General features: G+C 62.8%; 33 protein-coding genes and 2 pseudogenes. 34 read left to right on the forward strand and 1 reads right to left on the reverse strand.

Features of this window, described 5'->3' with window-relative positions; translation table 11 throughout:
- The first annotated feature begins 81 nt into the window (after positions 1 to 81).
- The 33 genes and pseudogenes from rpsL (at position 82) to D6C00_RS11495 (ending at position 19087) form a co-directional block, all read left to right on the forward strand.
- Positions 82 to 456, forward strand: coding sequence for a 30S ribosomal protein S12 (gene rpsL, locus D6C00_RS11335; protein WP_125181813.1), 375 nt, complete (start codon positions 82 to 84; stop codon positions 454 to 456).
- 27 nt (positions 457 to 483) lie between these two features.
- Positions 484 to 951, forward strand: a complete 468-nt coding sequence (gene rpsG, locus D6C00_RS11340) for a 30S ribosomal protein S7 (protein ID WP_125181814.1) — start codon at positions 484 to 486, stop codon at positions 949 to 951.
- Positions 952 to 1005: 54 nt separating this feature from the next.
- Positions 1006 to 3108 (forward strand): elongation factor G, encoded by a 2103-nt coding sequence (gene fusA, locus D6C00_RS11345; RefSeq protein ID WP_125181815.1) that lies wholly within the window; start codon positions 1006 to 1008, stop codon positions 3106 to 3108.
- Between the two features lie 39 nt (positions 3109 to 3147).
- Positions 3148 to 4338, forward strand: a complete 1191-nt coding sequence (gene tuf / locus D6C00_RS11350) for an elongation factor Tu (protein WP_125181816.1) — start codon at positions 3148 to 3150, stop codon at positions 4336 to 4338.
- 84 nt (positions 4339 to 4422) lie between these two features.
- Positions 4423 to 4734: a 30S ribosomal protein S10 gene (gene rpsJ / locus D6C00_RS11355; protein WP_125181817.1), complete on the forward strand. Its 312-nt coding sequence runs from the start codon at positions 4423 to 4425 to the stop codon at positions 4732 to 4734.
- A 49-nt stretch (positions 4735 to 4783) separates the two neighbouring features.
- The gene (rplC, locus tag D6C00_RS11360; protein ID WP_125181818.1) at positions 4784 to 5422 is read left to right on the forward strand and encodes a 50S ribosomal protein L3; all 639 of its coding nucleotides are present in this window, start codon (positions 4784 to 4786) and stop codon (positions 5420 to 5422) included.
- A gap of 10 nt (positions 5423 to 5432) precedes the next feature.
- On the forward strand, positions 5433 to 6035 hold the full coding sequence (rplD, locus tag D6C00_RS11365; protein ID WP_125181819.1) for a 50S ribosomal protein L4: 603 nt from the start codon (positions 5433 to 5435) through the stop codon (positions 6033 to 6035).
- Positions 6032 to 6328, forward strand: coding sequence for a 50S ribosomal protein L23 (gene rplW / locus D6C00_RS11370; RefSeq protein WP_125181820.1), 297 nt, complete (start codon positions 6032 to 6034; stop codon positions 6326 to 6328). The genes rplD and rplW overlap by 4 nt, the downstream gene beginning before the upstream one ends.
- A gap of 41 nt (positions 6329 to 6369) precedes the next feature.
- The gene (rplB, locus tag D6C00_RS11375; protein ID WP_125181821.1) at positions 6370 to 7197 is read left to right on the forward strand and encodes a 50S ribosomal protein L2; all 828 of its coding nucleotides are present in this window, start codon (positions 6370 to 6372) and stop codon (positions 7195 to 7197) included.
- A gap of 18 nt (positions 7198 to 7215) precedes the next feature.
- Entirely contained in the window at positions 7216 to 7488 is a 273-nt protein-coding gene (rpsS, locus tag D6C00_RS11380) for a 30S ribosomal protein S19 (protein ID WP_125181822.1), read from the forward strand.
- 13 nt (positions 7489 to 7501) lie between these two features.
- Complete coding sequence (gene rplV, locus D6C00_RS11385; RefSeq protein WP_125181823.1) at positions 7502 to 7831, forward strand: 50S ribosomal protein L22; 330 nt, start codon at positions 7502 to 7504, stop codon at positions 7829 to 7831.
- 31 nt (positions 7832 to 7862) lie between these two features.
- Positions 7863 to 8543, forward strand: coding sequence for a 30S ribosomal protein S3 (gene rpsC, locus D6C00_RS11390; RefSeq protein ID WP_125181824.1), 681 nt, complete (start codon positions 7863 to 7865; stop codon positions 8541 to 8543).
- Positions 8544 to 8557: 14 nt separating this feature from the next.
- The gene (rplP, locus tag D6C00_RS11395; RefSeq protein ID WP_096367095.1) at positions 8558 to 8971 is read left to right on the forward strand and encodes a 50S ribosomal protein L16; all 414 of its coding nucleotides are present in this window, start codon (positions 8558 to 8560) and stop codon (positions 8969 to 8971) included.
- Positions 8971 to 9174: a 50S ribosomal protein L29 gene (gene rpmC, locus D6C00_RS11400; RefSeq protein WP_125181825.1), complete on the forward strand. Its 204-nt coding sequence runs from the start codon at positions 8971 to 8973 to the stop codon at positions 9172 to 9174. Before rplP ends, rpmC begins: the two co-directional genes overlap by 1 nt.
- Positions 9171 to 9437, forward strand: coding sequence for a 30S ribosomal protein S17 (gene rpsQ / locus D6C00_RS11405; RefSeq protein ID WP_096367093.1), 267 nt, complete (start codon positions 9171 to 9173; stop codon positions 9435 to 9437). The genes rpmC and rpsQ overlap by 4 nt, the downstream gene beginning before the upstream one ends.
- Positions 9438 to 9476: 39 nt before the next feature.
- Positions 9477 to 9845: a 50S ribosomal protein L14 gene (gene rplN, locus D6C00_RS11410; RefSeq protein ID WP_125181826.1), complete on the forward strand. Its 369-nt coding sequence runs from the start codon at positions 9477 to 9479 to the stop codon at positions 9843 to 9845.
- An 18-nt stretch (positions 9846 to 9863) separates the two neighbouring features.
- A pseudogene (gene rplX / locus D6C00_RS11415) lies at positions 9864 to 10180 on the forward strand (50S ribosomal protein L24).
- Between the two features lie 23 nt (positions 10181 to 10203).
- The gene (rplE, locus tag D6C00_RS11420) at positions 10204 to 10743 is read left to right on the forward strand and encodes a 50S ribosomal protein L5 (protein WP_125181827.1); all 540 of its coding nucleotides are present in this window, start codon (positions 10204 to 10206) and stop codon (positions 10741 to 10743) included.
- Between the two features lie 11 nt (positions 10744 to 10754).
- Positions 10755 to 11060, forward strand: a complete 306-nt coding sequence (rpsN, locus tag D6C00_RS11425; protein WP_125181828.1) for a 30S ribosomal protein S14 — start codon at positions 10755 to 10757, stop codon at positions 11058 to 11060.
- A 26-nt stretch (positions 11061 to 11086) separates the two neighbouring features.
- The gene (gene rpsH / locus D6C00_RS11430; protein ID WP_125181829.1) at positions 11087 to 11479 is read left to right on the forward strand and encodes a 30S ribosomal protein S8; all 393 of its coding nucleotides are present in this window, start codon (positions 11087 to 11089) and stop codon (positions 11477 to 11479) included.
- A 14-nt stretch (positions 11480 to 11493) separates the two neighbouring features.
- Positions 11494 to 12027, forward strand: coding sequence for a 50S ribosomal protein L6 (rplF, locus tag D6C00_RS11435; protein ID WP_125181830.1), 534 nt, complete (start codon positions 11494 to 11496; stop codon positions 12025 to 12027).
- 70 nt (positions 12028 to 12097) lie between these two features.
- Positions 12098 to 12451 (forward strand): 50S ribosomal protein L18, encoded by a 354-nt coding sequence (gene rplR, locus D6C00_RS11440; RefSeq protein WP_177433226.1) that lies wholly within the window; start codon positions 12098 to 12100, stop codon positions 12449 to 12451.
- Between the two features lie 9 nt (positions 12452 to 12460).
- Complete coding sequence (gene rpsE, locus D6C00_RS11445; RefSeq protein WP_125181832.1) at positions 12461 to 12967, forward strand: 30S ribosomal protein S5; 507 nt, start codon at positions 12461 to 12463, stop codon at positions 12965 to 12967.
- A gap of 3 nt (positions 12968 to 12970) precedes the next feature.
- Positions 12971 to 13156: a 50S ribosomal protein L30 gene (rpmD, locus tag D6C00_RS11450; protein WP_125181833.1), complete on the forward strand. Its 186-nt coding sequence runs from the start codon at positions 12971 to 12973 to the stop codon at positions 13154 to 13156.
- Between the two features lies 1 nt (position 13157).
- Complete coding sequence (gene rplO / locus D6C00_RS11455; RefSeq protein WP_125181834.1) at positions 13158 to 13592, forward strand: 50S ribosomal protein L15; 435 nt, start codon at positions 13158 to 13160, stop codon at positions 13590 to 13592.
- Positions 13593 to 14939, forward strand: coding sequence for a preprotein translocase subunit SecY (secY, locus tag D6C00_RS11460; protein ID WP_125181835.1), 1347 nt, complete (start codon positions 13593 to 13595; stop codon positions 14937 to 14939).
- A 50-nt stretch (positions 14940 to 14989) separates the two neighbouring features.
- Positions 14990 to 15103, forward strand: coding sequence for a 50S ribosomal protein L36 (gene rpmJ / locus D6C00_RS11465; protein WP_096367081.1), 114 nt, complete (start codon positions 14990 to 14992; stop codon positions 15101 to 15103).
- A gap of 125 nt (positions 15104 to 15228) precedes the next feature.
- Positions 15229 to 15585 carry a 30S ribosomal protein S13 gene (gene rpsM / locus D6C00_RS11470; RefSeq protein WP_125181836.1) on the forward strand — a complete coding sequence of 119 codons (357 nt, stop codon included), beginning with the start codon at positions 15229 to 15231 and terminating at the stop codon, positions 15583 to 15585.
- Between the two features lie 38 nt (positions 15586 to 15623).
- Positions 15624 to 16013 carry a 30S ribosomal protein S11 gene (gene rpsK, locus D6C00_RS11475; protein ID WP_096367079.1) on the forward strand — a complete coding sequence of 130 codons (390 nt, stop codon included), beginning with the start codon at positions 15624 to 15626 and terminating at the stop codon, positions 16011 to 16013.
- Positions 16014 to 16025: 12 nt separating this feature from the next.
- A complete protein-coding gene (gene rpsD, locus D6C00_RS11480; protein ID WP_125181837.1) occupies positions 16026 to 16652 on the forward strand; it encodes a 30S ribosomal protein S4 in 627 nt (208 codons plus the stop codon).
- Between the two features lie 22 nt (positions 16653 to 16674).
- Positions 16675 to 17673: a DNA-directed RNA polymerase subunit alpha gene (locus D6C00_RS11485; RefSeq protein WP_125181838.1), complete on the forward strand. Its 999-nt coding sequence runs from the start codon at positions 16675 to 16677 to the stop codon at positions 17671 to 17673.
- Positions 17674 to 17742: 69 nt separating this feature from the next.
- On the forward strand, positions 17743 to 18138 hold the full coding sequence (rplQ, locus tag D6C00_RS11490) for a 50S ribosomal protein L17 (RefSeq protein WP_125181839.1): 396 nt from the start codon (positions 17743 to 17745) through the stop codon (positions 18136 to 18138).
- A 214-nt stretch (positions 18139 to 18352) separates the two neighbouring features.
- Positions 18353 to 19087, forward strand: a complete 735-nt coding sequence (locus D6C00_RS11495; RefSeq protein ID WP_125181840.1) for an SAM hydrolase/SAM-dependent halogenase family protein — start codon at positions 18353 to 18355, stop codon at positions 19085 to 19087.
- A gap of 196 nt (positions 19088 to 19283) precedes the next feature.
- On the opposite strand, the gene uvrA is transcribed toward D6C00_RS11495, so the two are convergent.
- Positions 19284 to 22127 (reverse strand): excinuclease ABC subunit UvrA, encoded by a 2844-nt coding sequence (uvrA, locus tag D6C00_RS11500; protein ID WP_125181841.1) that lies wholly within the window; start codon positions 22125 to 22127, stop codon positions 19284 to 19286.
- Positions 22128 to 22231: 104 nt separating this feature from the next.
- Here uvrA and D6C00_RS11505 point away from each other — a divergent pair.
- Positions 22232 to 23606 (forward strand): annotated as a pseudogene (locus tag D6C00_RS11505) (MFS transporter).
- The last annotated feature ends 150 nt before the right edge of the window (positions 23607 to 23756 follow it).

Raw genomic sequence — 23756 nt, forward strand, 5'->3', positions numbered from 1 at the left:
GGCCGGGCAACCATGCCGGCCTGTCGTTTATTTTCCGGTCGCCCCCATGCTGGCAGCTAGACGGATTAGAGTGAGTTTTTCATGTCTACAATCAATCAGTTAGTACGCAAACCGCGTAAGCGCAGGGTCGAGAAGAGTAATGTCCCTGCGCTCGAGGCCTCGCCGCAGAAGCGCGGTGTGTGCACCCGTGTCTACACCACTACGCCGAAGAAGCCGAACTCGGCGCTGCGCAAGGTCGCACGCGTTCGTCTAACCAACGGTTATGAGGTCAGCAGCTACATCGGCGGTGAGGGCCATAACCTGCAGGAACACTCGGTGGTGCTGATTCGCGGCGGCCGTGTCAAGGACCTGCCGGGCGTGCGCTACCACACCGTGCGCGGCAGTCTGGACACCTCCGGGGTGCAGGCGCGCCGTCAGGGGCGGTCGAAGTACGGCGCCAAGCGGCCCAAGTCCTAAACGCAATCCGGTTGCAGGAAAACATTCATGTCGAGAAGAAAGTCAGCAGAGCGTCGTCAGATCCTTCCGGACCCCAAGTTCGGCAGTGAGAAACTGGCCAAGTTCATGAATATGGTCATGAAAAGCGGCAAGAAATCGGTCGCCGAGCGCATTGTCTATGGCGCCCTGGATCATATCGGCCAGAAGAGCGGCGATCCGATGGAGGTCATGGACCAGGCCCTGGACAACGTCAGCCCGATGGTTGAGGTCAAGTCCCGGCGCGTCGGCGGTGCGACCTACCAGGTGCCCATCGAGGTGCGTCCGGTGCGCCGCCAGACCCTGGCCATGCGCTGGGTGATCGACGCCGCCAGCAAACGCAGCGAGAAGACCATGGCCCAGCGCCTTGCCGGCGAAATCCTGGATGCAGCCGAGAGTCGCGGCGCCGCCGTGAAGAAGCGCGAGGATACGCACCGCATGGCCGAGGCCAACAAGGCCTTCGCGCACTACCGCTGGTAAGCGTCCAGATATATCCAGGCAATATTCAAGCAACATTAGATAGGAATTCAGTCCGTGGCACGCAAAACTCCAATTGAACGTTATCGCAATGTCGGCATCATGGCGCACATTGACGCCGGCAAGACGACGACCACCGAACGCGTTCTGTTCTATACCGGCGTGTCGCACAAGATCGGCGAGGTGCATGATGGCGCCGCGACCATGGACTGGATGGAACAGGAGCAGGAGCGCGGTATCACCATCACCTCCGCTGCCACCACCTGTTTCTGGAGCGGCATGGACCAGCAGTTCCCGGAGCATCGCATCAATATCATTGATACGCCCGGCCACGTGGACTTCACCATCGAGGTGGAGCGTTCCCTGCGTGTGCTCGATGGCGCCTGTGCCGTATTCTGCGCTGTCGGCGGTGTCGAGCCCCAGTCCGAGACGGTATGGCGCCAGGCCAACAAGTATCACGTCCCGCGCATGGGCTTCGTGAACAAGATGGACCGCGCCGGCGCGAACTTCCTGCGCGTGGTCGAGCAGGTCAAGACCCGGCTGGGCGCCTTCCCGGTTCCGGTGCAGTTGCCGATCGGGGCTGAGGACAACTTCAAGGGCGTGGTCGACCTGATCCGGATGCAGGCCATCTACTGGAACGAGCAGGACATGGGGATGACCTACGAGGCCAGGGACATCCCCGAGGACATGCTCGAGCAGTGCCAGGAATGGCGCGAGCACATGCTGGAAGCCGCCGCCGAGGCCACCGAAGAGCTGATGGATAAGTATCTCAACGAGGGCGATCTGTCCCACGAGGAGATCATCAAGGGGCTGCGCATGCGCACCCTGTCGGTGGAGATCATTCCGATGATGTGCGGCTCCGCCTTCAAGAACAAGGGCGTGCAGGCCATGCTCGACGCCGTCATCAATTTCATGCCCTCGCCGGTCGACGTGCTCGCCATCAAGGGCGTGCTGGACGACGAGAGCGAGACCGAGGTGCTGCGCAAGTCCTCCGACGACGAGCCCTTCGCCGCCCTGGCATTCAAGATCGCCACCGATCCCTATGTGGGCTCGCTGACCTTCTTCCGGGTCTATTCCGGTGTGCTGAATTCCGGCGACACCGTCTACAACTCGGTCAAGGGCAAGAAGGAGCGCGTCGGCCGTATCCTGCAGATGCATTCCAATTCGCGCGAGGAGATCAAGGAAGTGCGCGCCGGCGACATCGCCGCCGCCGTGGGCCTGAAGGACGTCACCACCGGTGACACCCTGTGCGATATGGGTAAGCCCGTCATCCTGGAGCGGATGGAATTCCCTGAGCCGGTCATCTCGGTCGCGGTGGAGCCCAAGACCAAGGCCGACCAGGAGAAGATGGGTATCGCCCTGCAGAAGCTGGCCCAGGAGGATCCCTCCTTCCGCGTGCATACCGACGAGGAGTCCGGCCAGACTATCATCTCCGGTATGGGCGAACTGCACCTGGACATCATCGTCGACCGCATGAAGCGTGAATTCAAGGTCGAGGCCAACGTGGGTGCGCCCCAGGTGGCCTACCGCGAGACCATCCGCAAGATGGTCGAGAAGGTCGAAGGCAAGTTCGTGCGCCAGTCCGGCGGCCGCGGTCAGTACGGCCATGTGGTACTCAAGCTCGAGCCGCAGGAGCCGGGCACCGGCTACGAATTCGTCAACGCCATCGTCGGCGGCGTCGTGCCCAAGGATTACATCCCGGCCGTGGACAAGGGTATCAAGGAACAGATGGAAAATGGCGTGCTGGGCGGCTTCCCGATGGTGGACGTCAAGGTCACCCTGTTCGATGGCTCCTACCACGATGTGGACTCCTCGGAAATGGCATTCAAGATCGCCGGTTCCATGGGCTTCAAGGAAGGCGCCATGAAGGCAAGCCCGGTGCTGCTCGAGCCCATCATGAGTGTCGAGGTGGTTACGCCGGAAGAATACATGGGTGATGTTGTGGGTGACCTGAACCGTCGCCGCGGCATGATCAAGGAGATGGACGACAGCCCCTCCGGCAAGCAGGTGCGTGCGGAAGTGCCGCTGTCGGAGATGTTCGGTTATGCGACCGATCTGCGCAGCGCCACCCAGGGCCGCGCCGCTTACAGCATGCAATTCGAGAAGTATGCCGAGGCGCCGTCCAACGTTGCCGACGCGATCATCAAGAAAGCATCGTAATTCTCTAGAGACCAACAGAACTGTAACGAGGTAGCAGTCGTGTCCAAGGAAAAATTTGAGCGAACGAAGCCGCACGTGAATGTGGGAACGATAGGTCACGTGGACCATGGTAAGACGACGCTGACGGCGGCGCTGACGAAGGTGGGTGCCGAGAAGATGGGCGGCGAGTTCCGGGCCTATGATCAGATCGACAATGCCCCGGAAGAGCGTGCGCGCGGGATCACGATTGCCACCGCCCACGTGGAGTACGAGACGGACGCGCGCCACTACGCGCACGTGGACTGCCCCGGGCATGCCGACTATGTGAAGAACATGATCACGGGTGCGGCGCAGATGGACGGCGCGATCCTGGTGGTGAGCGCGGCCGACGGCCCGATGCCGCAGACGCGCGAGCACATCCTGCTGGCGCGTCAGGTGGGCGTGCCCTCGATCGTGGTGTACATGAACAAGGCCGACCAGGTCGACGATCCGGAGCTGCTGGAGCTGGTGGAGATGGAGATCCGGGATCTGCTGTCCTCCTACGATTTCCCCGGCGACGACACCCCGATCATCACCGGTTCGGCGTTGAAGGCGCTGGAGGGTGACACCTCGGACATCGGTGTGCCGTCGATCGAGAAGCTGCTCGAAGCGCTGGACTCCTATATTCCGGTGCCGGAGCGCCCGGTGGACCAGCCGTTTCTGATGCCGATCGAGGACGTGTTCTCGATTTCGGGTCGCGGCACGGTGGTGACCGGTCGTATCGAGCGCGGCAAGGTGACGGTGGGCGACGAGGTCGAGATCGTGGGCATTCGCGACACGGTCAAGACCACCGTGACCGGCGTGGAGATGTTCCGCAAGCTGCTGGATTCGGGCGAGGCGGGCGACAACGTGGGCGTGCTGCTGCGCGGGACCAAGCGTGACGATGTTGAGCGCGGCCAGGTGCTGTGCGTGCCGAAGTCGATCACGCCGCACACCAAGTTCGAGTGCGAGGTGTACGTGCTGGGCAAGGACGAGGGTGGTCGTCACACGCCGTTCTTCAACGGCTATCGTCCGCAGTTCTACTTCCGCACGACGGACGTGACCGGTGCGTGCGACCTGCCGGAAGGCGTGGAGATGGTGATGCCGGGCGACAACGTGAAGATGACGGTGTCGCTGATTGCGCCGATCGCGATGGAAGAGGGTCTGCGCTTCGCCATCCGCGAGGGCGGGCGTACCGTGGGCGCCGGCGTGGTGTCGAAGATTATTGAGTGAGGCGTAAGGCGTGAGGCGTGAGGAGGGGAGGTTTTCTCCTCGCTCCTGCCTCTTTACTCCTCACCCAAACACTGAGGTTTTGTAATGACCAATCAACGTATTCGTATCCGCCTCAAGGCCTTTGATCATCGTCTGATCGATCAGTCGGCGCGGGAGATCGTGGAGACAGCCAAGCGTACCGGTGCCCAGGTGCGCGGGCCGATTCCGCTGCCCACGAAAAAGGAAAGTTTTACGATTCTGATCTCGCCGCATGTCAACAAGGATGCGCGGGACCAGTACGAGATCCGTACCCACAAGCGGCTGATGGATATCGTCGACCCTACCGACAAGACGGTCGACGCGCTGATGAAGCTGGACCTCGCCGCCGGTGTGGATGTGCAGATTAAACTGAATTGATGATGCTGCCGGCGTTGGGCCGGCACACTGGATCTTTAGGGTTAGAGCAATGGCGATCGGAGTAGTAGGCCGCAAGATCGGAATGACCCGCGTCTTCACCGAAGACGGGGCGGCTGTTCCGGTGACCGTAATCGAGGTCGAACCGAACCGGGTGACTCAGCTGAAGTCGCAGGAGACCGATGGTTATCGTGCGCTGCAGGTGACCACCGGCAGCCGGCGCGCATCGCGCGTGACCAAGCCGCTGGCCGGGCATTACGCCAGGGCCGGGGTTGAGGCGGGCCGCGGGCTGTGGGAATTCCGTCTGGATGGCGAGGAAGGCGAGGGCATCGAGGTCGGCGCCGAGATCAAGGTCGACATCTTCGAGTCCGGCCAGAAGGTCGATGTCAGCGGCACCAGCATCGGCAAGGGGTTCCAGGGCGGCGTGAAGCGTCACCATTTCCGCACCCAGGACGCCACTCACGGCAACTCGCTGTCGCACCGCGCGCCGGGTTCGATCGGCCAGAACCAGACCCCGGGCCGCGTGTTCAAGGGCAAGAAGATGGCCGGACATATGGGCAGTAAGCGCCGCACCACCCAGAGCCTGGAAGTGGTGCGCGTGGATGCCGAGCGCAATCTGCTCCTGATCAAGGGCGCGGTCCCCGGTTCCAAGGGCGGCGACGTGATCGTGCGGCCGGCAGTGAAGGCTTGAGGAGGCAATGATGGATATTCAGGTTCAGGGTGGTGCATCTGTCAGCGTCTCGGACAAGGCCTTCGGGCGTGATTTCAACGAGGCGTTGATCCACCAGGTCGTCACCGCCTTCATGGCAGGTGGCCGCGCCGGCACCAAGGCGCAGAAGAGCCGTTCCGATGTGCGTGGCGGCGGCGCCAAACCCTGGCGCCAGAAGGGGACAGGCCGGGCGCGTTCTGGTACAATCCGCAGCCCGCTGTGGGCCGGCGGCGGCAAGACCTTCGCCGCCAGGCCGCGCGACTACTCGCAGAAGGTGAACAAGAAGATGTACCGCGGGGCCATGGCCTCGATTCTGTCGGAACTGCTGCGTCAGGATCGCCTGGTCATCGTGGACGACTTCACGCTTGCCGCACCCAGGACCAGGGACCTGGTAGGCAAGCTCAGGGACATGGATCTGCGGGACGTGCTGATCGTCAACGACGATGCGGACGAGAACCTGTATCTCGCCGCGCGCAACCTCTACAACGTCGGGGTGTGTGATTCCGAAACCGCTGATCCGGTCAGCCTGATCGGATTCGAAAAGGTGTTGATGACGCTCGACACCCTGAAGAAGTTTGAGGAGAGACTGGCATGAGTCAGGAACGCCTGATGAAGGTTCTGCTGGCACCGCTGGTGTCGGAAAAGACCGCGCGGCTGGCAGATACCAGCCGGCAGTACGCATTCAAGGTGCTGCCCGATGCCAGCAAGCCCGAAATCCGCCAGGCCGTGGAGAAGCTGTTCGAGGTCAAGGTGACCAACGTGCAGGTGTCCAGGGTCAAGGGCAAGGCCAAGCGCTTCGGCCAGACGCTGGGCAGGCGCTCGGACTGGAAGAAGGCCTATGTCACCCTGGCGGAAGGCCAGGATATCGATTTCATGGGGGCGGAATAATCCGCACCTGAGGACGGAAGTTAAGAGCGCAAGGTTCAGTCATGGCTATTGTCAAAACCAAGCCCACATCTCCGGGCCGCCGCTTTGTGGTGAAGCTCTCGACGAGCGACCTGTACCGGGGCGAGCCCCATGGGCCGCTGGTCGAGAAGAAGAGCAAGAACGGCGGGCGCAACAACCTGGGGCGTATCACCACCCGGCATCGCGGCGGCGGTCACAAGCAGCGTTACCGTGTGATCGACTTCAAGCGCAACAAGGACGGCATCGCCGGTCGTGTCGAGCGCATCGAGTACGATCCGAACCGTACCGCCAACATCGCCCTGGTGCTGTATGCCGACGGCGAGCGCCGCTACATCCTGGCGCCCAAGGGCCTGGGAGTGGGCATGCCTGTGCAGTCCGGCAGTCATGCGCCGATCAAACCGGGCAGTGCCATGCCGCTGCGTAACATCCCGGTCGGTACCCTGGTGCACAACATCGAGATGAAGCCGGGCAAGGGCGGGCAGATGGCGCGCAGCGCCGGTACCGGTGTGCAGCTGGTGGCGCGCGAGGGTGAATACGCCACGCTGCGTCTGCGCTCGGGCGAGATGCGCAAGGTGCACGCCGACTGCCGCGCGACCATCGGCGAGGTCGGCAACTCCGAGCACAGTCTGCGCTCGCTGGGCAAGGCCGGCGCCAAGCGCTGGCGCGGTGTACGCCCGACCGTGCGCGGTGTGGCCATGAACCCGGTGGATCATCCGCATGGCGGCGGCGAGGGCCGTACCTCGGGCGGCCGGCATCCGGTCACCCCCTGGGGTGTTCCGACCAAGGGCTACAAGACACGCAAGAACAAGCGTACCGATCACATGATCGTGCGCCGTCGCAAGAGCAGATAAGTTTAAGGGGATCTAAACGTGCCACGTTCAGTTCGTAAGGGGCCATTTGTCGATGAGCACCTGAGCAAGAAGGTCGACGCAGCCGTTGCGGCCAACAGCCGCAAGCCGATCAAGACCTGGTCGCGTCGCTCCATGGTCCTGCCGGACATGGTTGGGCTCACCATCGCCGTGCACAATGGCCGTCAGCATGTGCCGGTGCTGATCAACGAGCACATGATCGGTCACAAGCTCGGTGAATTTGCCGCCACGCGCACCTTCAAGGGGCACGCGGCCGACAAGAAGTCCAGGTAAGGGAGTGAGTCACATGCAGGTCAGTGCCAAATTGCGTTTTGCGCGAATCTCGCCCCAGAAGTGCCGCCTGGTGGCCGATCAGGTGCGCGGTATGCCGGTCGAACGGGCGCTGCAGACCCTGATGTTCAGTCAGAAGAAGGCTGCGGGCATCATGCGCAAGGTGCTGGAATCGGCCATTGCCAATGCCGAGCACAATGAGGGCGCCGACATCGACGAGCTGAAGATCTCGACCATTATGGTCAACGAGGGTCCGACGCTGAAGCGCTTTCGTGCACGCGCCAAGGGGCGTGCCAACCGTATTTTAAAGCAGACCAGCCACATTACCGTGACGGTCGCCGATTAACGCTGCGGATACAGCATAAAGAGAGTTCGGAATGGGTCAAAAAGTCAATCCAAACGGCATTCGCCTGGGCATAGTCAAGGACTGGACCTCGAAGTGGTATGCGGATTCCCGGCAGTTCGCCGAGTATCTGAACAACGACATCAAGGTGCGCGATTATCTCAAGCAGCGCCTGTCGCATGCCTCGGTGAGCCGGATCAGGATCGAGCGCCCGGCCAAGAACGCCATGATCACGATCTACACGGCGCGTCCGGGTATCGTGATCGGCAAGAAGGGTGAGGACATCGAGGCCCTGCGCAAGGACGTCTCCCGCATGATGGGCATTCCGGTGCACATCAATATCGAGGAAGTGCGCAAGCCCGAACTCGACGCCCAGCTGGTGGCCGAGAGTGTGGCCCAGCAGCTCGAGCGTCGCATCATGTTCCGCCGCGCCATGAAGCGCGCCGTGGGCAACTCGATGCGTCTGGGTGCCCAGGGTATCCGCATCAACGTGGCCGGCCGCCTGAACGGCGCCGAGATCGCACGTACCGAGTGGTATCGCGAGGGCCGGGTGCCGTTGCACACGCTGCGCGCCGACATCGATTACGGCTTTGCCGAGGCCCGCACCACTTACGGCATCATTGGCGTCAAGGTCTGGATATTCAAAGGCGAGGTGTTCGGCAAGACCGAGCAGTCCGCAGAAACCGATGCCGGTAAGAAGGCAGCGGCAGGCTAACGGAGTTTTGGATCATGCTGCAACCGAAACGCACCAAATTTCGCAAACAACAGAAGGGCCGTAACCGCGGGCTCTCCACCTCGGGCAACCGTGTCAGCTTCGGTGAATATGCGATCAAGGCCACGACCCGTGGCCAGGTGACCGCGCGCCAGATCGAGGCCGCGCGCCGCGCCATCACCCGTCACGTCAAGCGTGGCGGCAAGCTGTGGATCCGCGTGTTTCCGGATGTACCCGTTACCAAGAAACCCATCGAGGTTCGCATGGGCAAGGGCAAGGGCAACGTCGAGTACTGGGTCGCAAAGATCCAGCCCGGCCGCGTGCTGTATGAAATCGAGGGTGTCTCCGAGGAGATGGCGCGGGAAGCCTTTCGCCTCGCCGCAGCCAAGCTGCCGGTCGGCATCACCTTTGTCAACCGGACGGTGATGTGATGAAAGCGAACGAATTGCGAAACAAGTCCACTACCGAGTTGCGCGAGGAACTTACGGGTCTGCTGCGCGAGCAGTTCAATCTGCGCATGCAGAATGCCACGGGGCAGCTGTCGCGCCCGCACCAGTTCAAGCGTGTGCGCAAGGATATTGCACGTATCAAGACCGTGCTGAATGAAATGGCGAAGTCGGGTGATGCAGCATGAGTGAAGAACAGAAAGTCGAGCGCACCCTGACCGGGCGCGTGATCAGCAACAGGATGGATAAGACCGCGACCGTGATGATCGAGCGTCGTGTGCGTCACCCCCTGTACGGTAAGTATATCCGCCGGTCCACAAAGTACCATGTGCACGACGAGAACAACGAGTGCCAGGAAGGGGATCTGGTGACGATCCAGGAGTGCCGCCCGCTGTCGAAGACCAAGACCTTTCGTCTGGTGTCCGTGGTCGAGCGTGCCGAGGCGGTCTGAAGACAGTCGCCGAGTTCATACAGTTTTTAGGAAGCCGTCATGATTCAGATGCAAACCATGCTGAATGTCGCCGACAACAGCGGTGCCCGCGAAGTCCAGTGCATCAAGGTGCTGGGCGGCTCGCATCGTCGCTATGCCGGGATCGGCGACGTGATCAAGGTCAGCGTGAAGGAAGCCATCCCGCGCGGCAAGGTCAAGAAGGGCGAGGTGTACAATGCCGTCGTGGTGCGCACCCGCAAGGGCGTGCGGCGTCCTGACGGTTCGCTGATCCGTTTCGACACCAATGCAGCGGTTCTGCTGAACAACAAGCTGGAGCCTATCGGTACGCGTATTTTCGGTCCCGTCACCCGCGAGCTGCGCGGCGACAAGTTCATGAAGATCGTGTCACTGGCTCCGGAAGTGCTCTAATCCAGGTAGGGTTTCGACATGCGTAAGATCAAGAAAGGTGACGAGGTTGTTGTCACTACAGGTAAGGACAAAGGCAAGCGCGGCAATGTGCTGCGGGTGCTGGATGATGATCGGCTGATTGTCGAAAACGTCAATGTCGTCAAGAAGCACCAGAAGCCCAACCCGGGCGCGGGCGTGGCCGGCGGTATCATGCAGAAGGAGGCGCCGATCCAGGCCTCCAACGTGATGCTGTTCAATCCCCAGACCAGCAAGGGTGAGCGGGTGGCTTCAAGACGCTGGAAGACGGGCGCAAGGTGCGCGTTTTCAAGTCCACTGGTGAAGTGGTAGACGCTTAATTCATTACAGGTTGGTTGCAGCGATGGCAAGGTTACAGGATCACTATCGGGACACCGTGATCAAGCAGCTCCAGGAGCGGTTTGGTTATGCCAACGTCATGGAAGTCCCCAAGATTACGAAAATCACGCTCAACATGGGTGTGGGCGAGGCCGTGGCCGATCGCAAGGTCATGGAAAACGCCGTCGGCGATATGGAAAAGATCGCCGGTCAGAAGGCTATCGTGACCAAGGCGCGCAAATCCGTTGCCGGCTTCAAAGTGCGCGAAGGCTGGCCCATCGGCTGCAAGGTAACCCTGCGCCGCGAGCGCATGTACGAGTTTCTGGATCGGTTGATCAATATCGCAATCCCCCGTGTCCGCGATTTCCGTGGTGTGAGCGGCAGGTCCTTCGACGGCCGCGGCAACTACAGCATGGGTGTGAAGGAACAGATCATCTTTCCGGAAATCGATTACGACAAGGTTGATGTACTGCGTGGTATGGATATCACCATCACCACCACCGCCAAGTCGGACGAGGAAGCCAAGGCGCTGTTGTCTGCCTTCAGTTTCCCGTTCCGCAACTAAGGATACGTTTTATGGCCAAGAAATCCATGATTGCCCGTGAAGCCAAGCGCATGAAGACGGTGAAGAAGTACGCCGCCAAGCGGGCCGAGCTGAAGGCGATTATCAAGAACCCCGAGTCCAGCGTGGAAGAGCGCATGGACGCCGTGAGCCGGCTGAACAAACTGCCGCGCGACGCCAGCCCCGCCCGCGTCCAGCGCCGCTGCCAGCTGACCGGCCGTCCGCACGCCGTGTACCGCAAGTTCGGCCTGTGCCGGAACAAGCTGCGTGAACACGCCATGAAGGGCGAGGTTCCGGGTCTGGTCAAGGCCAGTTGGTAAGAATTGAGTCGCGAGGATAATTGCACATGAGTATGTCGGATCCCCTGGCGGACATGCTGACCCGCATCCGCAACGCCCAGACCGCCGAGATGGCGGAGGTGGTCATGCCTGCGTCCAAGCAGAAGGCGGCCATCGCCAAGGTACTGCAGGACGAGGGTTATATCAGCGACTTCAGCCTCGACGAGGGCAAAAAGCCGCAGCTGCGCATCGGCCTCAAGTACTACGAGGGGCGGCCCGTGATCATGCATATCAAGCGTGTCAGTCGCCCGGGCTTGAGAATCTACAAGGGCAAGGATGAACTGCCCCAGGTCAACAGCGGTCTCGGTGTTGCGATCATTTCCACCTCGCGTGGCGTGATGAGTGACCGTGAGGCGCGCGCGAACGGCCAGGGCGGTGAAGTCCTGTGCACCGTCAGCTAAGTTAGGGCACAGCCATGTCACGAATTGCAAAATATCCGATCCAGCTTCCCGCCGGGATCGACTTCGAGATGAGCGGCCAGGCCGTGAAGGTGAAGGGTCCCAAGGGCGAGCTGAACTACAACATCCATGATGATGTCGAGGTCACGCACGAGGACAACGTGCTGAGCTTCAAGCCGCGCAAGGAATCCAAGAAGGCCTGGGCTCAGGCGGGCACCACGCGCGCCAATATCAATAACATGCTGGTTGGCGTGAAGGATGGCTTTGAACGCAAGCTGGAGCTGGTCGGTGTCGGTTATCGCGCTCAGGCACAGGGCAAGGTCCTGAACCTGACCTTGGGCTTTTCGCATCCGATCAACTACGAAGTGCCCGAGGGTATCACCATCGAGACGCCGAGCCAGACCGAGGTCGTGGTCAGGGGTGTGGACAAGCAGGCGGTGGGCCAGGTCGCGGCAGAGATTCGTGGTTTCCGGCCGCCCGAGCCCTATAAGGGCAAGGGCGTGAAGTACGCGGATGAGAAGATCATCCGCAAGGAAGCCAAGAAGAAGTAGGCTTTAACCACAGAGGCAAGGCGGCGGTCGGAATCGTCGCTGGTGCAGAGAGGTCAGCAAGATGGCAACACTGGACAAGAAGGCAGCGCGGCTGCGTCGTGCACGTCGCGCGCGCGCCAAGATACGCGAGCTCGGCGATTACCGTCTGAGCGTTTACCGCACACCGCGTCACATCTACGCACAGGTCTTTGCCCCCAATGGGGACAAGGTCGTCGCCGCGACGTCGACCCTGGACAAGGCCCTGCGCGCCGAGTTGGGAAAAACCGGCAATGCCACGGCGGCCACCGCGGTCGGCAAGGCGATCGCAGAGAAGGCCAGGGCAGCGGGCGTTACGAAGGTCGCGTTCGACCGTTCCGGTTACAAATATCACGGCCGAGTCAAGGCGCTGGCTGATGCCGCGCGAGAAGCCGGTCTCGAGTTTTAAGGGTGAATCATGGCGAGTGTAGACGCACAAGTACAGGGTGATGGGCTGCAGGAAAAGCTGATTGCGGTCAACCGCGTGGCGAAAGTCGTCAAAGGCGGTCGCATCTTCGGTTTCTCCGCATTGACCGTGGTCGGCGACGGCAACGGCAAGGTCGGCTTCGGTACCGGCAAGGCACGCGAGGTGCCGGTGGCCATTCAGAAGGCCATGGAAAACGCCCGCAAGAACATGAAGGGCTATGCGCTCAACGAGGGCACCCTGTTCTATGCCGCCAAGGGCCGGCATGGCGCGGCCAAGGTGTACATGCAGCCGGCATCCGACGGTACCGGCATCATTGCCGGTGGCGCGATGCGCGCCGTGCTGGAAGTGGTGGGCGTGCGCAATGTCCTGTCCAAGTGCGTTGGCAGCCGCAACCCGATCAATGTGGTGCGCGCCACGCTGAACGCCCTGGACAACATCAGCTCGCCGGATGAGATCGCCGCCAAACGTGGCAAGAAAGTCGAAGAGATCCTGGGGTAAACCATGGCTGATAAGAAGCTGAAAGTCACCCTGGTCCGCAGTGTCGCGGGTCGGTTGAAGAATCACAAGGCCTGTGTGGCAGGCCTTGGCCTGCGCCGCATCCGGCATACTGTCGAAGTGCTGGACACGCCGGAGAACCGCGGGATGATCAACAAGGTTTCGTACCTGCTGCAAGTCGAGGATGCCTGAGATGCGACTGAATACAATCAAGCCCGGCGCGGGCAGCAAGCCCTCCCCCAAGCGTGTCGGTCGCGGCATCGGCTCGGGCCTGGGCAAGACCTGCGGCCGCGGCCACAAGGGCCAGAAGTCCCGCTCCGGCGGCTATCAGAAGGTCGGCTTCGAAGGCGGCCAGATGCCGTTGCAGCGTCGCCTGCCCAAGGTCGGGTTCAAGTCCCGCATCGGCCGCAGCCGCGCCGAGGTGCGCCTGGACGAGCTGGCCAGGATCGATGCCGATGTCATCGATCTGGCCGCGCTCAAGGCAGCCAGTGTGGTCGGCCAGCAGATCGAAAAGGCCAAGGTCATCCTGTCGGGTGAGCTGAACAAGGCCGTGACGCTGAAGGGCGTGGCCGTGACCAAGGGTGCGCGGGCTGCGATAGAAGCGGCTGGCGGCAAGGTCGAGGATTAAGTGGCCGCACCGGGCGCTACATTAGCGGGATCGCTGGGGGACATCGGCAAGCTCAGGGAGCTGCGCCAGCGGATCTTCTTCGTGCTCGGTGCGCTGGTGGTCTACCGCCTGGGCGCCCATATCCCGGTGCCCGGCATCGATCCGGTCATTCTGAAACAGCTGGCCGATCAGCAGAGCGGCACCATCCTGGATATGTTCAACATGTTCTCGGGCGGCGCCCTGATGCGCTTTACCATCTTCGCGCTCGGGATCATGCCCTACATCTCGGCGTCGATCATCATGCAGTTGCTGAGCTACACGGTGCCGGCGCTGGAGAAGATCAAGAAGGAAGGCGAGGCCGGGCGGCGCAAGATCACCCAGTACACGCGCTACGCGACCCTGGGGCTGGCGACGGTGCAGGCCATCGGCATATCGGTCGGCCTGATGAACAGTCAGGAGGGCCTGGTGATCAATCCCGGGCCGGCCTTCGTGATGACCTCGGTCATCACCCTGGTCACGGGCACCATGTTCCTGATGTGGCTGGGTGAGCAGATCACCGAGCGCGGCATCGGCAACGGGATTTCAATCATCATCTTCGCCGGCATCGTGGCCGGCCTGCCGGCCGCCATCGGCGGCACGCTGGAGCTGGCGCGCACCGGCGAGATGAACGTGCTGACGATCCTGTTCCTGTTCGTCATGGCGCTGGCGGTGACCGCCTTTGTCGTGTTCGTGGAACGTGGGCAGCGCCGGATAACGGTCAATTACGCGCGCCGTCAGCAGGGCCGCAAGGTGTATGCCGCGCAGAGCACGCACCTGCCGCTGAAGCTGAACATGGCCGGTGTCATACCGCCCATCTTCGCTTCCAGCATCATCCTGTTCCCGGCCACGCTGGGCAGCTGGTTCGGGCAGAGCGAGGGCATGCGCTGGCTGTCGGACATCGCTTCGACCCTGTCGCCTGGCCAGCCGCTGTACGTGATGCTGTATGCGTTTGCGATCATATTCTTCTGCTTCTTCTACACCGCGCTGGTGTTCAACGCGCGGGAGACGGCAGATAACCTGAAGAAGTCGGGTGCCTTCATTCCGGGCATCCGGCCGGGCGAGCAGACTGCGCGCTACATCGACAATGTGATGACCCGGTTGACGCTGGTGGGCGCGGGTTACATCACGCTGGTGTGTCTGCTGCCGGAGTTTCTGATCCTGTACTGGAACGTGCCCTTCTACTTCGGCGGCACGTCCCTGTTGATCATCGTGATCGTGGTGATGGACTTCATGGCGCAGGTCCAGGCGCATCTGATGTCGCACCAGTACGAGGGGCTGATGAAAAAGGCCAACCTCAAGGGGCATGGACGCAGCGGATTGCTGCGCTAGTTTGGATAGGTTCGGCGAACCGCTTCGCCATCATTTGATTGGGTGATGTCATGAAAGTCAGAGCATCTGTGAAAAAGATCTGCCGCAACTGCAAGATCATCCGCCGCAACGGTGTGGTGCGGGTGATCTGCTCCGACGCCCGGCACAAGCAGCGCCAGGGCTGAGGCGGCATGTATGACCGCCGGGCCCGGGCAGGTTGCCTGCGTCCGGATTGATTTTTTGTTCATTGCAAGATAGTCTTACGCGTTTCCCGTCACCGGGGCGTAAGTACGTGTAGCAGGAGAGGCTGATGGCCCGTATTGCAGGCATAAACATTCCCGTGCAGAAACATGCGGTTATAGCGCTGACATCGATCTATGGCGTGGGCCGGACACGGGCCAGGCAGATCTGCGACGCCGCCGGCGTCGCCCCCGACCGCAAGATCCGGGATCTGGACGACGGTGAGATCGAGGCCCTGCGCGCCGAGGTCGGCAAGTACGCCGTCGAGGGTGATCTTCGCCGAGAAATTTCTATGAATATCAAACGCTTGATGGATCTTGGCTGCTATCGCGGCCTGCGCCATCGGCGCGGGTTGCCGCTGCGTGGTCAGCGCACCCGGACCAATGCCCGCACCCGCAAGGGTCCGCGGCGTCCGATTCGTCGTTAATATCAGTTAGTTACTGAATTCCAGGGTTAAATACAGCTATGGCTAAACCGGCAGCACGCCCCCGTAAGAAGGTGAAGAAGAATGTGGTCGACGGTGTCGCTCACATCCAGGCTTCGTTCAACAACACCATCGTGACCATCTCCGACCGCCAGGGCAATGCCCTGTGCTGGGCCACGGCCGGCGGTTCCGGCTTCCGTGGTTCGCGCAAGAGCACGCCCTTCGCAGCCCAGGTCGCGGCCGAGCGTGCCGGCAAGGTGGCCCTGGAGTACGGCATGAAGAACCTCGACGTGATGGTCAAGGGACCGGGACCGGGCCGCGATTCCGCCGTGCGTGCGCTGCACGGGGTGGGATTCAAGATTACCAATATTCAGGACGTGACGCCGATTCCGCACAACGGCTGCCGTCCGCCCAAGAAACGTCGCGTCTAAGCGGGAGTCGACATGGCCAAGTACGTAGGATCCAAATGCCGCCAGTGCCGCCGCGAGGGCACCAAGCTGTTCCTCAAGGGCGAGAAGTGCTACACCAGCAAGTGCCCGGTGGAGAACCGTCCGTTCCCGCCCGGCCAGCATGGCCAGCGCCGCACCCGCCTGTCGGATTACGCCCTGCAGCTGCGCGAGAAGCAGAAGCTGCGCCGTATCTACGGGGTGCTGGAAAAGCAGTTCCGCAGCTATTACAAGGAAGCCGCCCGCCGCAAGGGTTCGACCGGTGACAACCTGTTGCAACTGCTGGAATCGCGGCTGGACAATATCGTCTACCGCATGGGCTTTGCCGCTTCACGCAGCGAGGCGCGTCAGCTGGTTCGCCACAACGGCATCACCGTCAACGGCAGGAAGATGAACATCCCCTCCGCCCAGATCAGCCCCAATGACACCATCGGGCTGTCGGAGAAGGCGCGCGGGCAGTCCCGGGTGCAGGCCGCGATCGAGCTGGCGCAGCAGCGTGGATTTGCCGACTGGATCGATGTCGATCCCAAGAAGATGGAAGGCGTGTTCAAGGCCGCACCGGAACGCGGCGAACTGCCGTCGGATATCCAGGAACAGCTGGTCGTCGAGCTGTACTCCAAGTAATCCATAGGAGAGAGGAAATTCCATGCAGGGCAGTGTTACAGAATTCCTGAAACCCCGCATCGTTGACATCCAGCAGGTCAACGATCTTCGCGCCAGAGTCACCATCGAGCCGCTTGAGCGTGGCTTTGGTCATACACTGGGTAACGCCCTGCGTCGTATCCTGTTGTCCTCCATGCCGGGTGCCGCTGTCACCCAGGTAGAGATCGACGGGGTGCTGCACGAGTACTCCACCATGGAGGGGGTGCAGGAGGATGTGATCGACATCCTGCTGAACCTGAAGAACCTGGCCATCCGTCTGCACAACCGCGACGAAGCCAACCTGAGCCTGAAGAAGAAAGGCCCGGGTCCGGTCACCGCGGGTGATATCGCGCTGGATCACGACGTCGAGATCGTCAATCCGGACTATGTCATTGCCCACCTGACCCAGTCCGGTGAGCTGAACATGGTCCTCAAGGTCCGCAAGGGCCGGGGCTATGTGCCCGCCAACGCCCGCGCCGGCCTCGAGGACGACCGTCCCATCGGCAATCTGCAGCTGGATGCCAGCTTCAGCCCGGTGAGCAAGGTCAGCTACACCGTCGACAGCGCGCGCGTCGAGCAGCGCACCGACCTGGACAAACTGATCATCGATCTCGAGACCAACGGCACCATCGATCCGGAAGAGGCCATCCGCCGGGCTGCGACCATCCTTCAGGATCAGCTGTCGGTGTTCGTTGACCTGCAGGGCAAGGAAGAGGAGCAGAAGGAATCGGCTACCCCCGATATCGACCCCATCCTGCTGCGTCCGGTGGACGATCTGGAACTGACCGTTCGCTCTGCCAACTGCCTGAAGGCCGAGAGCATCTACTACATCGGCGATCTGATCCAGAAGACCGAGGTGGAACTGCTCAAGGCCCCGAACCTGGGCAAGAAGTCGCTCACCGAGATCAAGGATGTGCTGGCCTCTCACGGCCTGTCTCTGGGTATGCGCCTGGACAACTGGCCGCCGCCGGGGCTGCGGGACAAGGATCGCGCGACCGCCTGATGCGGTGTGGATTGTATTGACCGGGCGCGGACAGCCGCGTCTGTATTCTGGGATTTGAGGTAACGACCAATGCGACATCGCAAGAGTGGACGCCAGTTAAACCGCAACAGCTCGCACCGCAAGGCCATGTTCCGCAACATGGCGGCGTCGCTGCTGCGTCACGAAGTGATCACTACCACCCTGCCCAAGGCCAAGGAACTGCGTCGGGTGGCCGAGCCGCTGATCACCATGGCCAAGAACGATTCCGTGCACCAGCGCCGCCTGGCCTTCTCGCGCCTGCGCGACCGTGAGGCGGTTACCAAGCTGTTCGACGAACTGGGTCCGCGCTATCAGGCCCGTCCCGGCGGTTACCTGCGCATCCTCAAGATGGGCTACCGTGCCGGCGACTCCGCGCCCATGGCCCTGGTCGAGCTGGTTGACCGTCCCGAGGCCGGTGTCGAGGAAGGCGCCGAGGCAGCTGAATAGTTTTTCTGCCTGCGGATACAGAAAAGCCGGGCCTGCCCCGGCTTTTTTGTGTCCGGAGGAGAGGCAGGATACAGGAGTGTAGGCCGGAATAAGGGCTACAGGCCCGTTTCCGGCGTCGGCCGGATTTGCCGGGAGCACTGCGCATGTCCAGGCCTGCAGTCTGGCAGAAGGTGCTGCTTGTATCCTGTCTCCTGACTCTTGTATCTTCATCCCCGTGATCGTCCTTTTCACCGACTTCGGCCTGGAAGACCCCTACATCGGCCAGATGCAGGCCGTGCTCCATCGCGACGCGCCCGGTGTTCCGCAGGTCAACCTGTTCGCCCATGCCCCGAACTTCGACCCCCATGCCGGTGCCTACCTGCTGGCGGCCTATTGTGAGGAATTCCCCGCCGGTACGGTGTTTCTGTCCATTGTGGACCCGGGCGTGGGCAGCACCCGTCGTCCCTGCGTGGTGAGGGTGGACGGACGCTGGTTCGTGGGCCCTGACAACGGCCTGTTCAACGTGATCGCCATGCGGGCGCAGACGCTGGAATGGTGGGATATCGACTGGTGCCCGCCGCGGCTGTCAGCGAGCTTTCACGGCCGTGACCTGTTCGCTCCGGTGGCGGCGCGCATTGCCTGCGGCGAAGCGGTGCCGGGTGTGGTCGCAGATCCGGCCGAACGTATCCTGCCCGGCTGGCCGCCGGAACTGGCGCAGGTGATCTATATCGATCACTACGGCAACGCCATGACCGGCATCCGCGCTGCCAGTCTTGAGGGGGATGTGGAACTCGAGGTAGGTGTGCACCGGCTGCGCCGGGCCGAGACCTTCAGTGCGGTGCCGCCGGGTGAGGCCTTCTGGTACGAGAACGCCAACGGCCTGGTCGAGATCGCGGTCAACCAGGGGCATGCCGCGATCCGGCTGGGGTTGAGCCTGGGCGAGCGGGTGCATTTCTCCGGGCGGTTATAGGAACTGGGGTGGCGCTAACGCAGAGGACGCAGAGGCGCGGAGACGCGAAGACCAGCGAAATTCCAGATTATCTCGTCATTGCGAGGCGCGCAGCGCCGCGGCAATCTCTGGCTGACTATTCTGCAGTACGAGATTGCTTCGCTGCGCTCGCAATGACGAAGTGGTTACTTTGCGCCTCCGCGCCTCCGCGTTAAAATCACGCACGTTCAACAGAGCCCGCCTCCAGCAGCGGCCGCAGGAAACGTCCCGTGTGCGAGGCCGCATGCGCCGCCACCGTCTCCGGCGTGCCTTCCACGATCAGCTCGCCGCCCTTGTCGCCGCCCTCGGGACCCAGGTCGATGACCCAGTCGGCGGTCTTGATCACGTCCAGGTTGTGCTCGATCACGATCACGGTGTTGCCATGGTCACGCAGCCGGTGCAGCACGGCCAGCAGCTGCTCGATGTCGTAGAAGTGCAGGCCGGTGGTGGGTTCGTCCAGGATGTAGAGGGTCTTGCCGGTGTCGCGCTTGGACAGCTCGCGGGCCAGCTTCACGCGCTGGGCCTCGCCGCCGGAGAGCGTGGTGGCGTTCTGGCCGAGCTTTATATAGGACAGGCCGACGTCCATCAGAGTCTGCAGCTTGCGCTTCAGCGTGGGTACTGCGCTGAAGAATGAAAGCGCATCCTCCACGGTCAGCTCCAGCACCTCGTGGATGGTCCTGCCCTTGTAGCGGATCTCCAGGGTCTCGCGGTTGTAGCGCTTGCCGTGACAGACGTCGCAGGGCACATAGATGTCCGGCAGGAAATGCATCTCCACCTTGATCACGCCGTCGCCCTGGCAGGCCTCGCAGCGTCCGCCCTTGACGTTGAAGCTGAAACGCCCGCTCTTGTAGCCGCGCGAGCGTGCCTCCTGGGTGCCGGCGAACAATTCGCGGATGGGGGTGAACAGGCCGGTGTAGGTGGCCGGGTTGGAGCGCGGCGTGCGCCCGATTGGACTCTGGTCGATGTCCACCACCTTGTCGAAATGCTCCAGGCCCTCGATGGAGCGGTGCGGCGCCGGGCTGGTGGCGGCCTTGTTGAGCTCGCGCGCGGCGAAGGGATACAGGGTGTCGTTGATCAGGGTGGACTTGCCGGAGCCGGACACGCCGGTGATGCAGGTCATCAGGCCCGCCGGGATATCGATGTCCACACCCTTGAGGTTGTTGCCGGTGGCACCCGATATCCGCAGCATGCGCAGCTCGTTCACGGGCGTGCGGTGCCCGGGCACTGCGATGCGGCGGCTGCCGGACAGGTACTGGCCGGTCAGCGATCCGCTGCTGGCGATGATGTCGGCGGGAGTGCCCTGGGCCACGATCCGGCCACCATGGATGCCGGCACCGGGCCCCATGTCGACCACGTGATCGGCGCTGCGGATGGCCTCTTCATCGTGCTCGACCACGATGACGGTGTTGCCGATGTCACGCAGGTAATCGAGCGTGTTCAGCAGCCGCTGGTTGTCGCGCTGGTGCAGGCCGATGGAAGGCTCGTCCAGGATGTACATCACGCCGACCAGCCCGGCGCCGATCTGGCTGGCCAGACGGATGCGCTGGGCCTCGCCGCCGGAAAGGGTGTCGGCGCTGCGTTCCAGCGACAGGTAGTCCAGCCCCACATTGACCAGGAAGTTCAGGCGCTCGTTGATCTCCTTGAGAATCTTGACTGCGATCCTGCCGCGGCGGCCGCTGAGTTCGAGGCCCTCGAAGAACTCCCGGGCGCGGCCGACCGGCAGGGCGGTCAACTCGGACAGGGTATGGCCCTCGATGAAGACATGCCGGGCCGTGCGGTTCAGGCGCGAGCCGCCGCACTCGGGGCAGGCGTGGGTGCTCAGATAACGGGCCAGTTCCTCGCGCACGATGTTGGATTCGGTTTCCCGGTAGCGCCGTTCCATGTTGGGGATGATGCCCTCGAAGGCATGGCGGCGCACGGTGAAGCCCTTGCGCTCGGACAGGTATTCGAAGTCGATGAGTTCGTCGCCCGAACCGTACAGGATGATCTGCCGGGTCGCCTCCGGCAGTTCCTCGAAGGGGGTGTCGATGTCGAAGCCGTAGTGGTCGGCCAGCGAGCTGATGAGCTGGAAATAATAGGCGTTGCGCCGGTCCCAGCCGCGCACCGCGCCGCCGGCCAGGCCCAGGTGGGGATGGGCCACGATGCGTTCGGGATCGAAGAACTGCTTCACCCCCAGCCCGTCGCAGGCCGGGCAGGCGCCGGCCGGGTTGTTGAAGGAGAACAGCCGCGGTTCCAGCTCGGTGATGGAGTAGCCGCACAGGGGGCAGGCGAACTTGGCGGAGAACAACAGTTCCTCGCGCCCGGGTTCGTCCATGAAGGCCACCCTTGCCTGGCCGTCAGACAGGCGCAGGGCGGTCTCGAAGGACTCGGCCAGCCGCACCTGGATATCCGCGCGCACCTTGAGCCGGTCGACCACGGCTTCGATGGTGTGCTGACGCTTGAGTTCGAGTTCCGGCAGCTGGTCGAGTTCGACGATCCCGCCGTCGATCCGGGCACGGATGAAGCCCTGGGCGCGCAGGCTCTCGAGGATGTGCACATGCTCGCCCTTGCGCGCCTGTACTACCGGGGCGAGCAGCATCAGCCGCGTGCCTTCCGGCAGGGCCATCACCTGGTCCACCATCTGGCTGACGGTCTGGGCGTCCAGGGCGATACGGTGGTCGGGGCATTCGGGGATGCCCACGCGCGCGAACAGCAGCCGCAGGTAGTCATAGATCTCGGTGATGGTGCCGACTGTGGAGCGCGGGTTGTGCGAGGTGGTCTTCTGCTCGATGGAAATGGCCGGCGACAGGCCCTCGATGTGATCGATGTCGGGCTTTTCCATCATCGACAGGAACTGGCGGGCGTAGGCCGACAGCGATTCGACATAGCGCCGCTGGCCCTCGGCATAGATGGTGTCGAAGGCCAGCGAGGACTTGCCCGAGCCGGACAGGCCGGTGATGACGATCAGCTTGTCGCGCGGCAGTTCCAGGTCGATGTTGGCCAGGTTGTGAGTGCGGGCGCCGCGTATCCGAATGGTGTCCATGCCGTTTTCCGCCGTAAATCGAACCTGCTACTATACGTCGCTTTCCCGGTCATCGGCAAAAGGTTATCCCCGGCGTGTCAGGCAGCCCCGAGCAGCATCCGAACATGACCCGCGGCGAGCGCCGTGCGGCGGTCTCGCTGGCGGGCATCTTCGCCGTGCGCATGCTGGGCCTGTTCATGATCCTGCCGGTATTCACCCTCTACGCCGATGACTTCGCCGGCGCCACCCCGACCCTGATCGGACTGGCCATCGGCGCCTATGGCTTCACCCAGGCCCTGCTGCAGATTCCCTTCGGACTGCTGTCGGACCGCTTCGGGCGCAAGCGCATCATCGCCATCGGGCTGCTCCTGTTCGCCCTGGGCAGCGTGGTGGCCGCGCTGGCCGACAGCATCTGGGGGGTGATCCTGGGCCGGGCCCTGCAGGGCGCGGGGGCGATCGCCGCGGCGGTCATGGCCCTGGCCGCTGACCTCACCCGGGAGGAGCACCGCACCAAGGCCATGGCCGTGATCGGTATGAGCATCGGTCTGTCCTTCGCCCTGGCCCTGGTGCTCGGGCCCTGGCTGGGGCACTGGGTCGGCCTGTCCGGGATCTTCTGGCTGACCGCGGGCCTGGCCCTGCTGGCCCTGGTGATCCTGCGCTGGTCCGTGCCGCAGCCGGTGGTGAGCCGGCCGCACCGGGATGCCGAACCCATCCCGGCCCAGTTCCTGGCCGTGCTGCGTGACAGCCGGCTGTTGCGGCTGGATTACGGCATCCTGTCGCTGCACCTGATTCTGACCGCCAGCTTCGTCAGCCTGCCGCTGGTGCTGCGGGACAACCTCGGCCTGGCCCCGGCCCAGCATGCCTGGCTGTACCTGCCGGTGCTGGTGCTGTCGGTTGCGGTCATGATTCCCTTCGTCATCCAGGCCGAGAAACAGCAGCGGATGAAGCCGGTGTTCCTGGCCGCCATCGCCATGGTCCTGATCGCCGAACTGGCGCTGGCGCAGTGGCAGGACCGGCTGGCCGGCCTGGCAGTCGCCCTGTTCGTGTTCTATGTGGGATTCAATATCCTGGAGGCGACCCTGCCCTCGCTGATTTCCAAAACGGCCCCGGCCGACAGCAAGGGCACGGCCATGGGTTTCTATTCCAGCTCCCAGTTCCTCGGGGCCTTCATCGGCGGCGGTCTGGGCGGGGCGGTACACGGGCGCTTCGGTGCCACCGGGGTGTTTCTGGCCTGTGCCCTGGCTGCGCTGGTCTGGCTGGTCGTGGCGCTGGGCATGCGCAGTCCGCGCTACCTGGCCAGCCGCGTGGTCGGGGTCGGTCGGATCAGCCCGCCACAGGCCCGGGAACTGGCGCATGAGTTGTGCGGGGGTCGCGGGCGTGGTCGAGGCGGTGGTCGTCGCCGAGGACGAGACGGCCTATCTCAAACTGGATCCCGGGACCCTGGACGAGGCCGCCCTGGAAACGCTGCTCGCGCGCCGGAGCCCGGCGGTGGGGGGCTGAGCGGGGCGGTCGCGGGCATTTGCCGGGGCGGGCGAATCCCCCTATTATGGTCAGCTTGCGGCACCCTGGTCTGGACTGTTCATGTCCTGCCGTAGCGAGGGCGTATCGGCGTCCGCAGCAGGTCGTTAATAACAGTCCGGGCCGGACGGA

The sequence above is a fragment of the Thiohalobacter thiocyanaticus genome (assembly GCF_003932505.1).
Taxonomy (GTDB): domain Bacteria; phylum Pseudomonadota; class Gammaproteobacteria; order Thiohalobacterales; family Thiohalobacteraceae; genus Thiohalobacter; species Thiohalobacter thiocyanaticus.

Bases quoted from the DNA above. Each gene is read 5' to 3' on its own strand.
- rpsM (WP_125181836.1), top strand. From the start codon at position 15,229: ATGGCCCGTATTGCAGGCATAAACATTCCCGTGCAGAAACATGCGGTT.
- rplV (WP_125181823.1), top strand. From the start codon at position 7,502: ATGCAGGTCAGTGCCAAATTGCGTTTTGCGCGAATCTCGCCCCAGAAG.
- rpsC (WP_125181824.1), top strand. From the start codon at position 7,863: ATGGGTCAAAAAGTCAATCCAAACGGCATTCGCCTGGGCATAGTCAAG.
- rplP (WP_096367095.1), top strand. From the start codon at position 8,558: ATGCTGCAACCGAAACGCACCAAATTTCGCAAACAACAGAAGGGCCGT.
- rplB (WP_125181821.1), top strand. From the start codon at position 6,370: ATGGCTATTGTCAAAACCAAGCCCACATCTCCGGGCCGCCGCTTTGTG.
- uvrA (WP_125181841.1), bottom strand. From the start codon at position 22,127: ATGGACACCATTCGGATACGCGGCGCCCGCACTCACAACCTGGCCAAC.
- rplD (WP_125181819.1), top strand. From the start codon at position 5,433: ATGGATATTCAGGTTCAGGGTGGTGCATCTGTCAGCGTCTCGGACAAG.
- rpmD (WP_125181833.1), top strand. From the start codon at position 12,971: ATGGCTGATAAGAAGCTGAAAGTCACCCTGGTCCGCAGTGTCGCGGGT.
- rplW (WP_125181820.1), top strand. From the start codon at position 6,032: ATGAGTCAGGAACGCCTGATGAAGGTTCTGCTGGCACCGCTGGTGTCG.
- rplQ (WP_125181839.1), top strand. From the start codon at position 17,743: ATGCGACATCGCAAGAGTGGACGCCAGTTAAACCGCAACAGCTCGCAC.
- rpsG (WP_125181814.1), top strand. From the start codon at position 484: ATGTCGAGAAGAAAGTCAGCAGAGCGTCGTCAGATCCTTCCGGACCCC.
- D6C00_RS11485 (WP_125181838.1), top strand. From the start codon at position 16,675: ATGCAGGGCAGTGTTACAGAATTCCTGAAACCCCGCATCGTTGACATC.
- rplC (WP_125181818.1), top strand. From the start codon at position 4,784: ATGGCGATCGGAGTAGTAGGCCGCAAGATCGGAATGACCCGCGTCTTC.
- rpsN (WP_125181828.1), top strand. From the start codon at position 10,755: ATGGCCAAGAAATCCATGATTGCCCGTGAAGCCAAGCGCATGAAGACG.
- rplE (WP_125181827.1), top strand. From the start codon at position 10,204: ATGGCAAGGTTACAGGATCACTATCGGGACACCGTGATCAAGCAGCTC.
- rpmC (WP_125181825.1), top strand. From the start codon at position 8,971: ATGAAAGCGAACGAATTGCGAAACAAGTCCACTACCGAGTTGCGCGAG.
- rpsH (WP_125181829.1), top strand. From the start codon at position 11,087: ATGAGTATGTCGGATCCCCTGGCGGACATGCTGACCCGCATCCGCAAC.
- rplF (WP_125181830.1), top strand. From the start codon at position 11,494: ATGTCACGAATTGCAAAATATCCGATCCAGCTTCCCGCCGGGATCGAC.
- rplN (WP_125181826.1), top strand. From the start codon at position 9,477: ATGATTCAGATGCAAACCATGCTGAATGTCGCCGACAACAGCGGTGCC.
- rpsL (WP_125181813.1), top strand. From the start codon at position 82: ATGTCTACAATCAATCAGTTAGTACGCAAACCGCGTAAGCGCAGGGTC.
- rpsD (WP_125181837.1), top strand. From the start codon at position 16,026: ATGGCCAAGTACGTAGGATCCAAATGCCGCCAGTGCCGCCGCGAGGGC.
- rpmJ (WP_096367081.1), top strand. From the start codon at position 14,990: ATGAAAGTCAGAGCATCTGTGAAAAAGATCTGCCGCAACTGCAAGATC.
- rpsE (WP_125181832.1), top strand. From the start codon at position 12,461: ATGGCGAGTGTAGACGCACAAGTACAGGGTGATGGGCTGCAGGAAAAG.
- rpsJ (WP_125181817.1), top strand. From the start codon at position 4,423: ATGACCAATCAACGTATTCGTATCCGCCTCAAGGCCTTTGATCATCGT.
- rplO (WP_125181834.1), top strand. From the start codon at position 13,158: ATGCGACTGAATACAATCAAGCCCGGCGCGGGCAGCAAGCCCTCCCCC.
- rpsQ (WP_096367093.1), top strand. From the start codon at position 9,171: ATGAGTGAAGAACAGAAAGTCGAGCGCACCCTGACCGGGCGCGTGATC.
- rpsK (WP_096367079.1), top strand. From the start codon at position 15,624: ATGGCTAAACCGGCAGCACGCCCCCGTAAGAAGGTGAAGAAGAATGTG.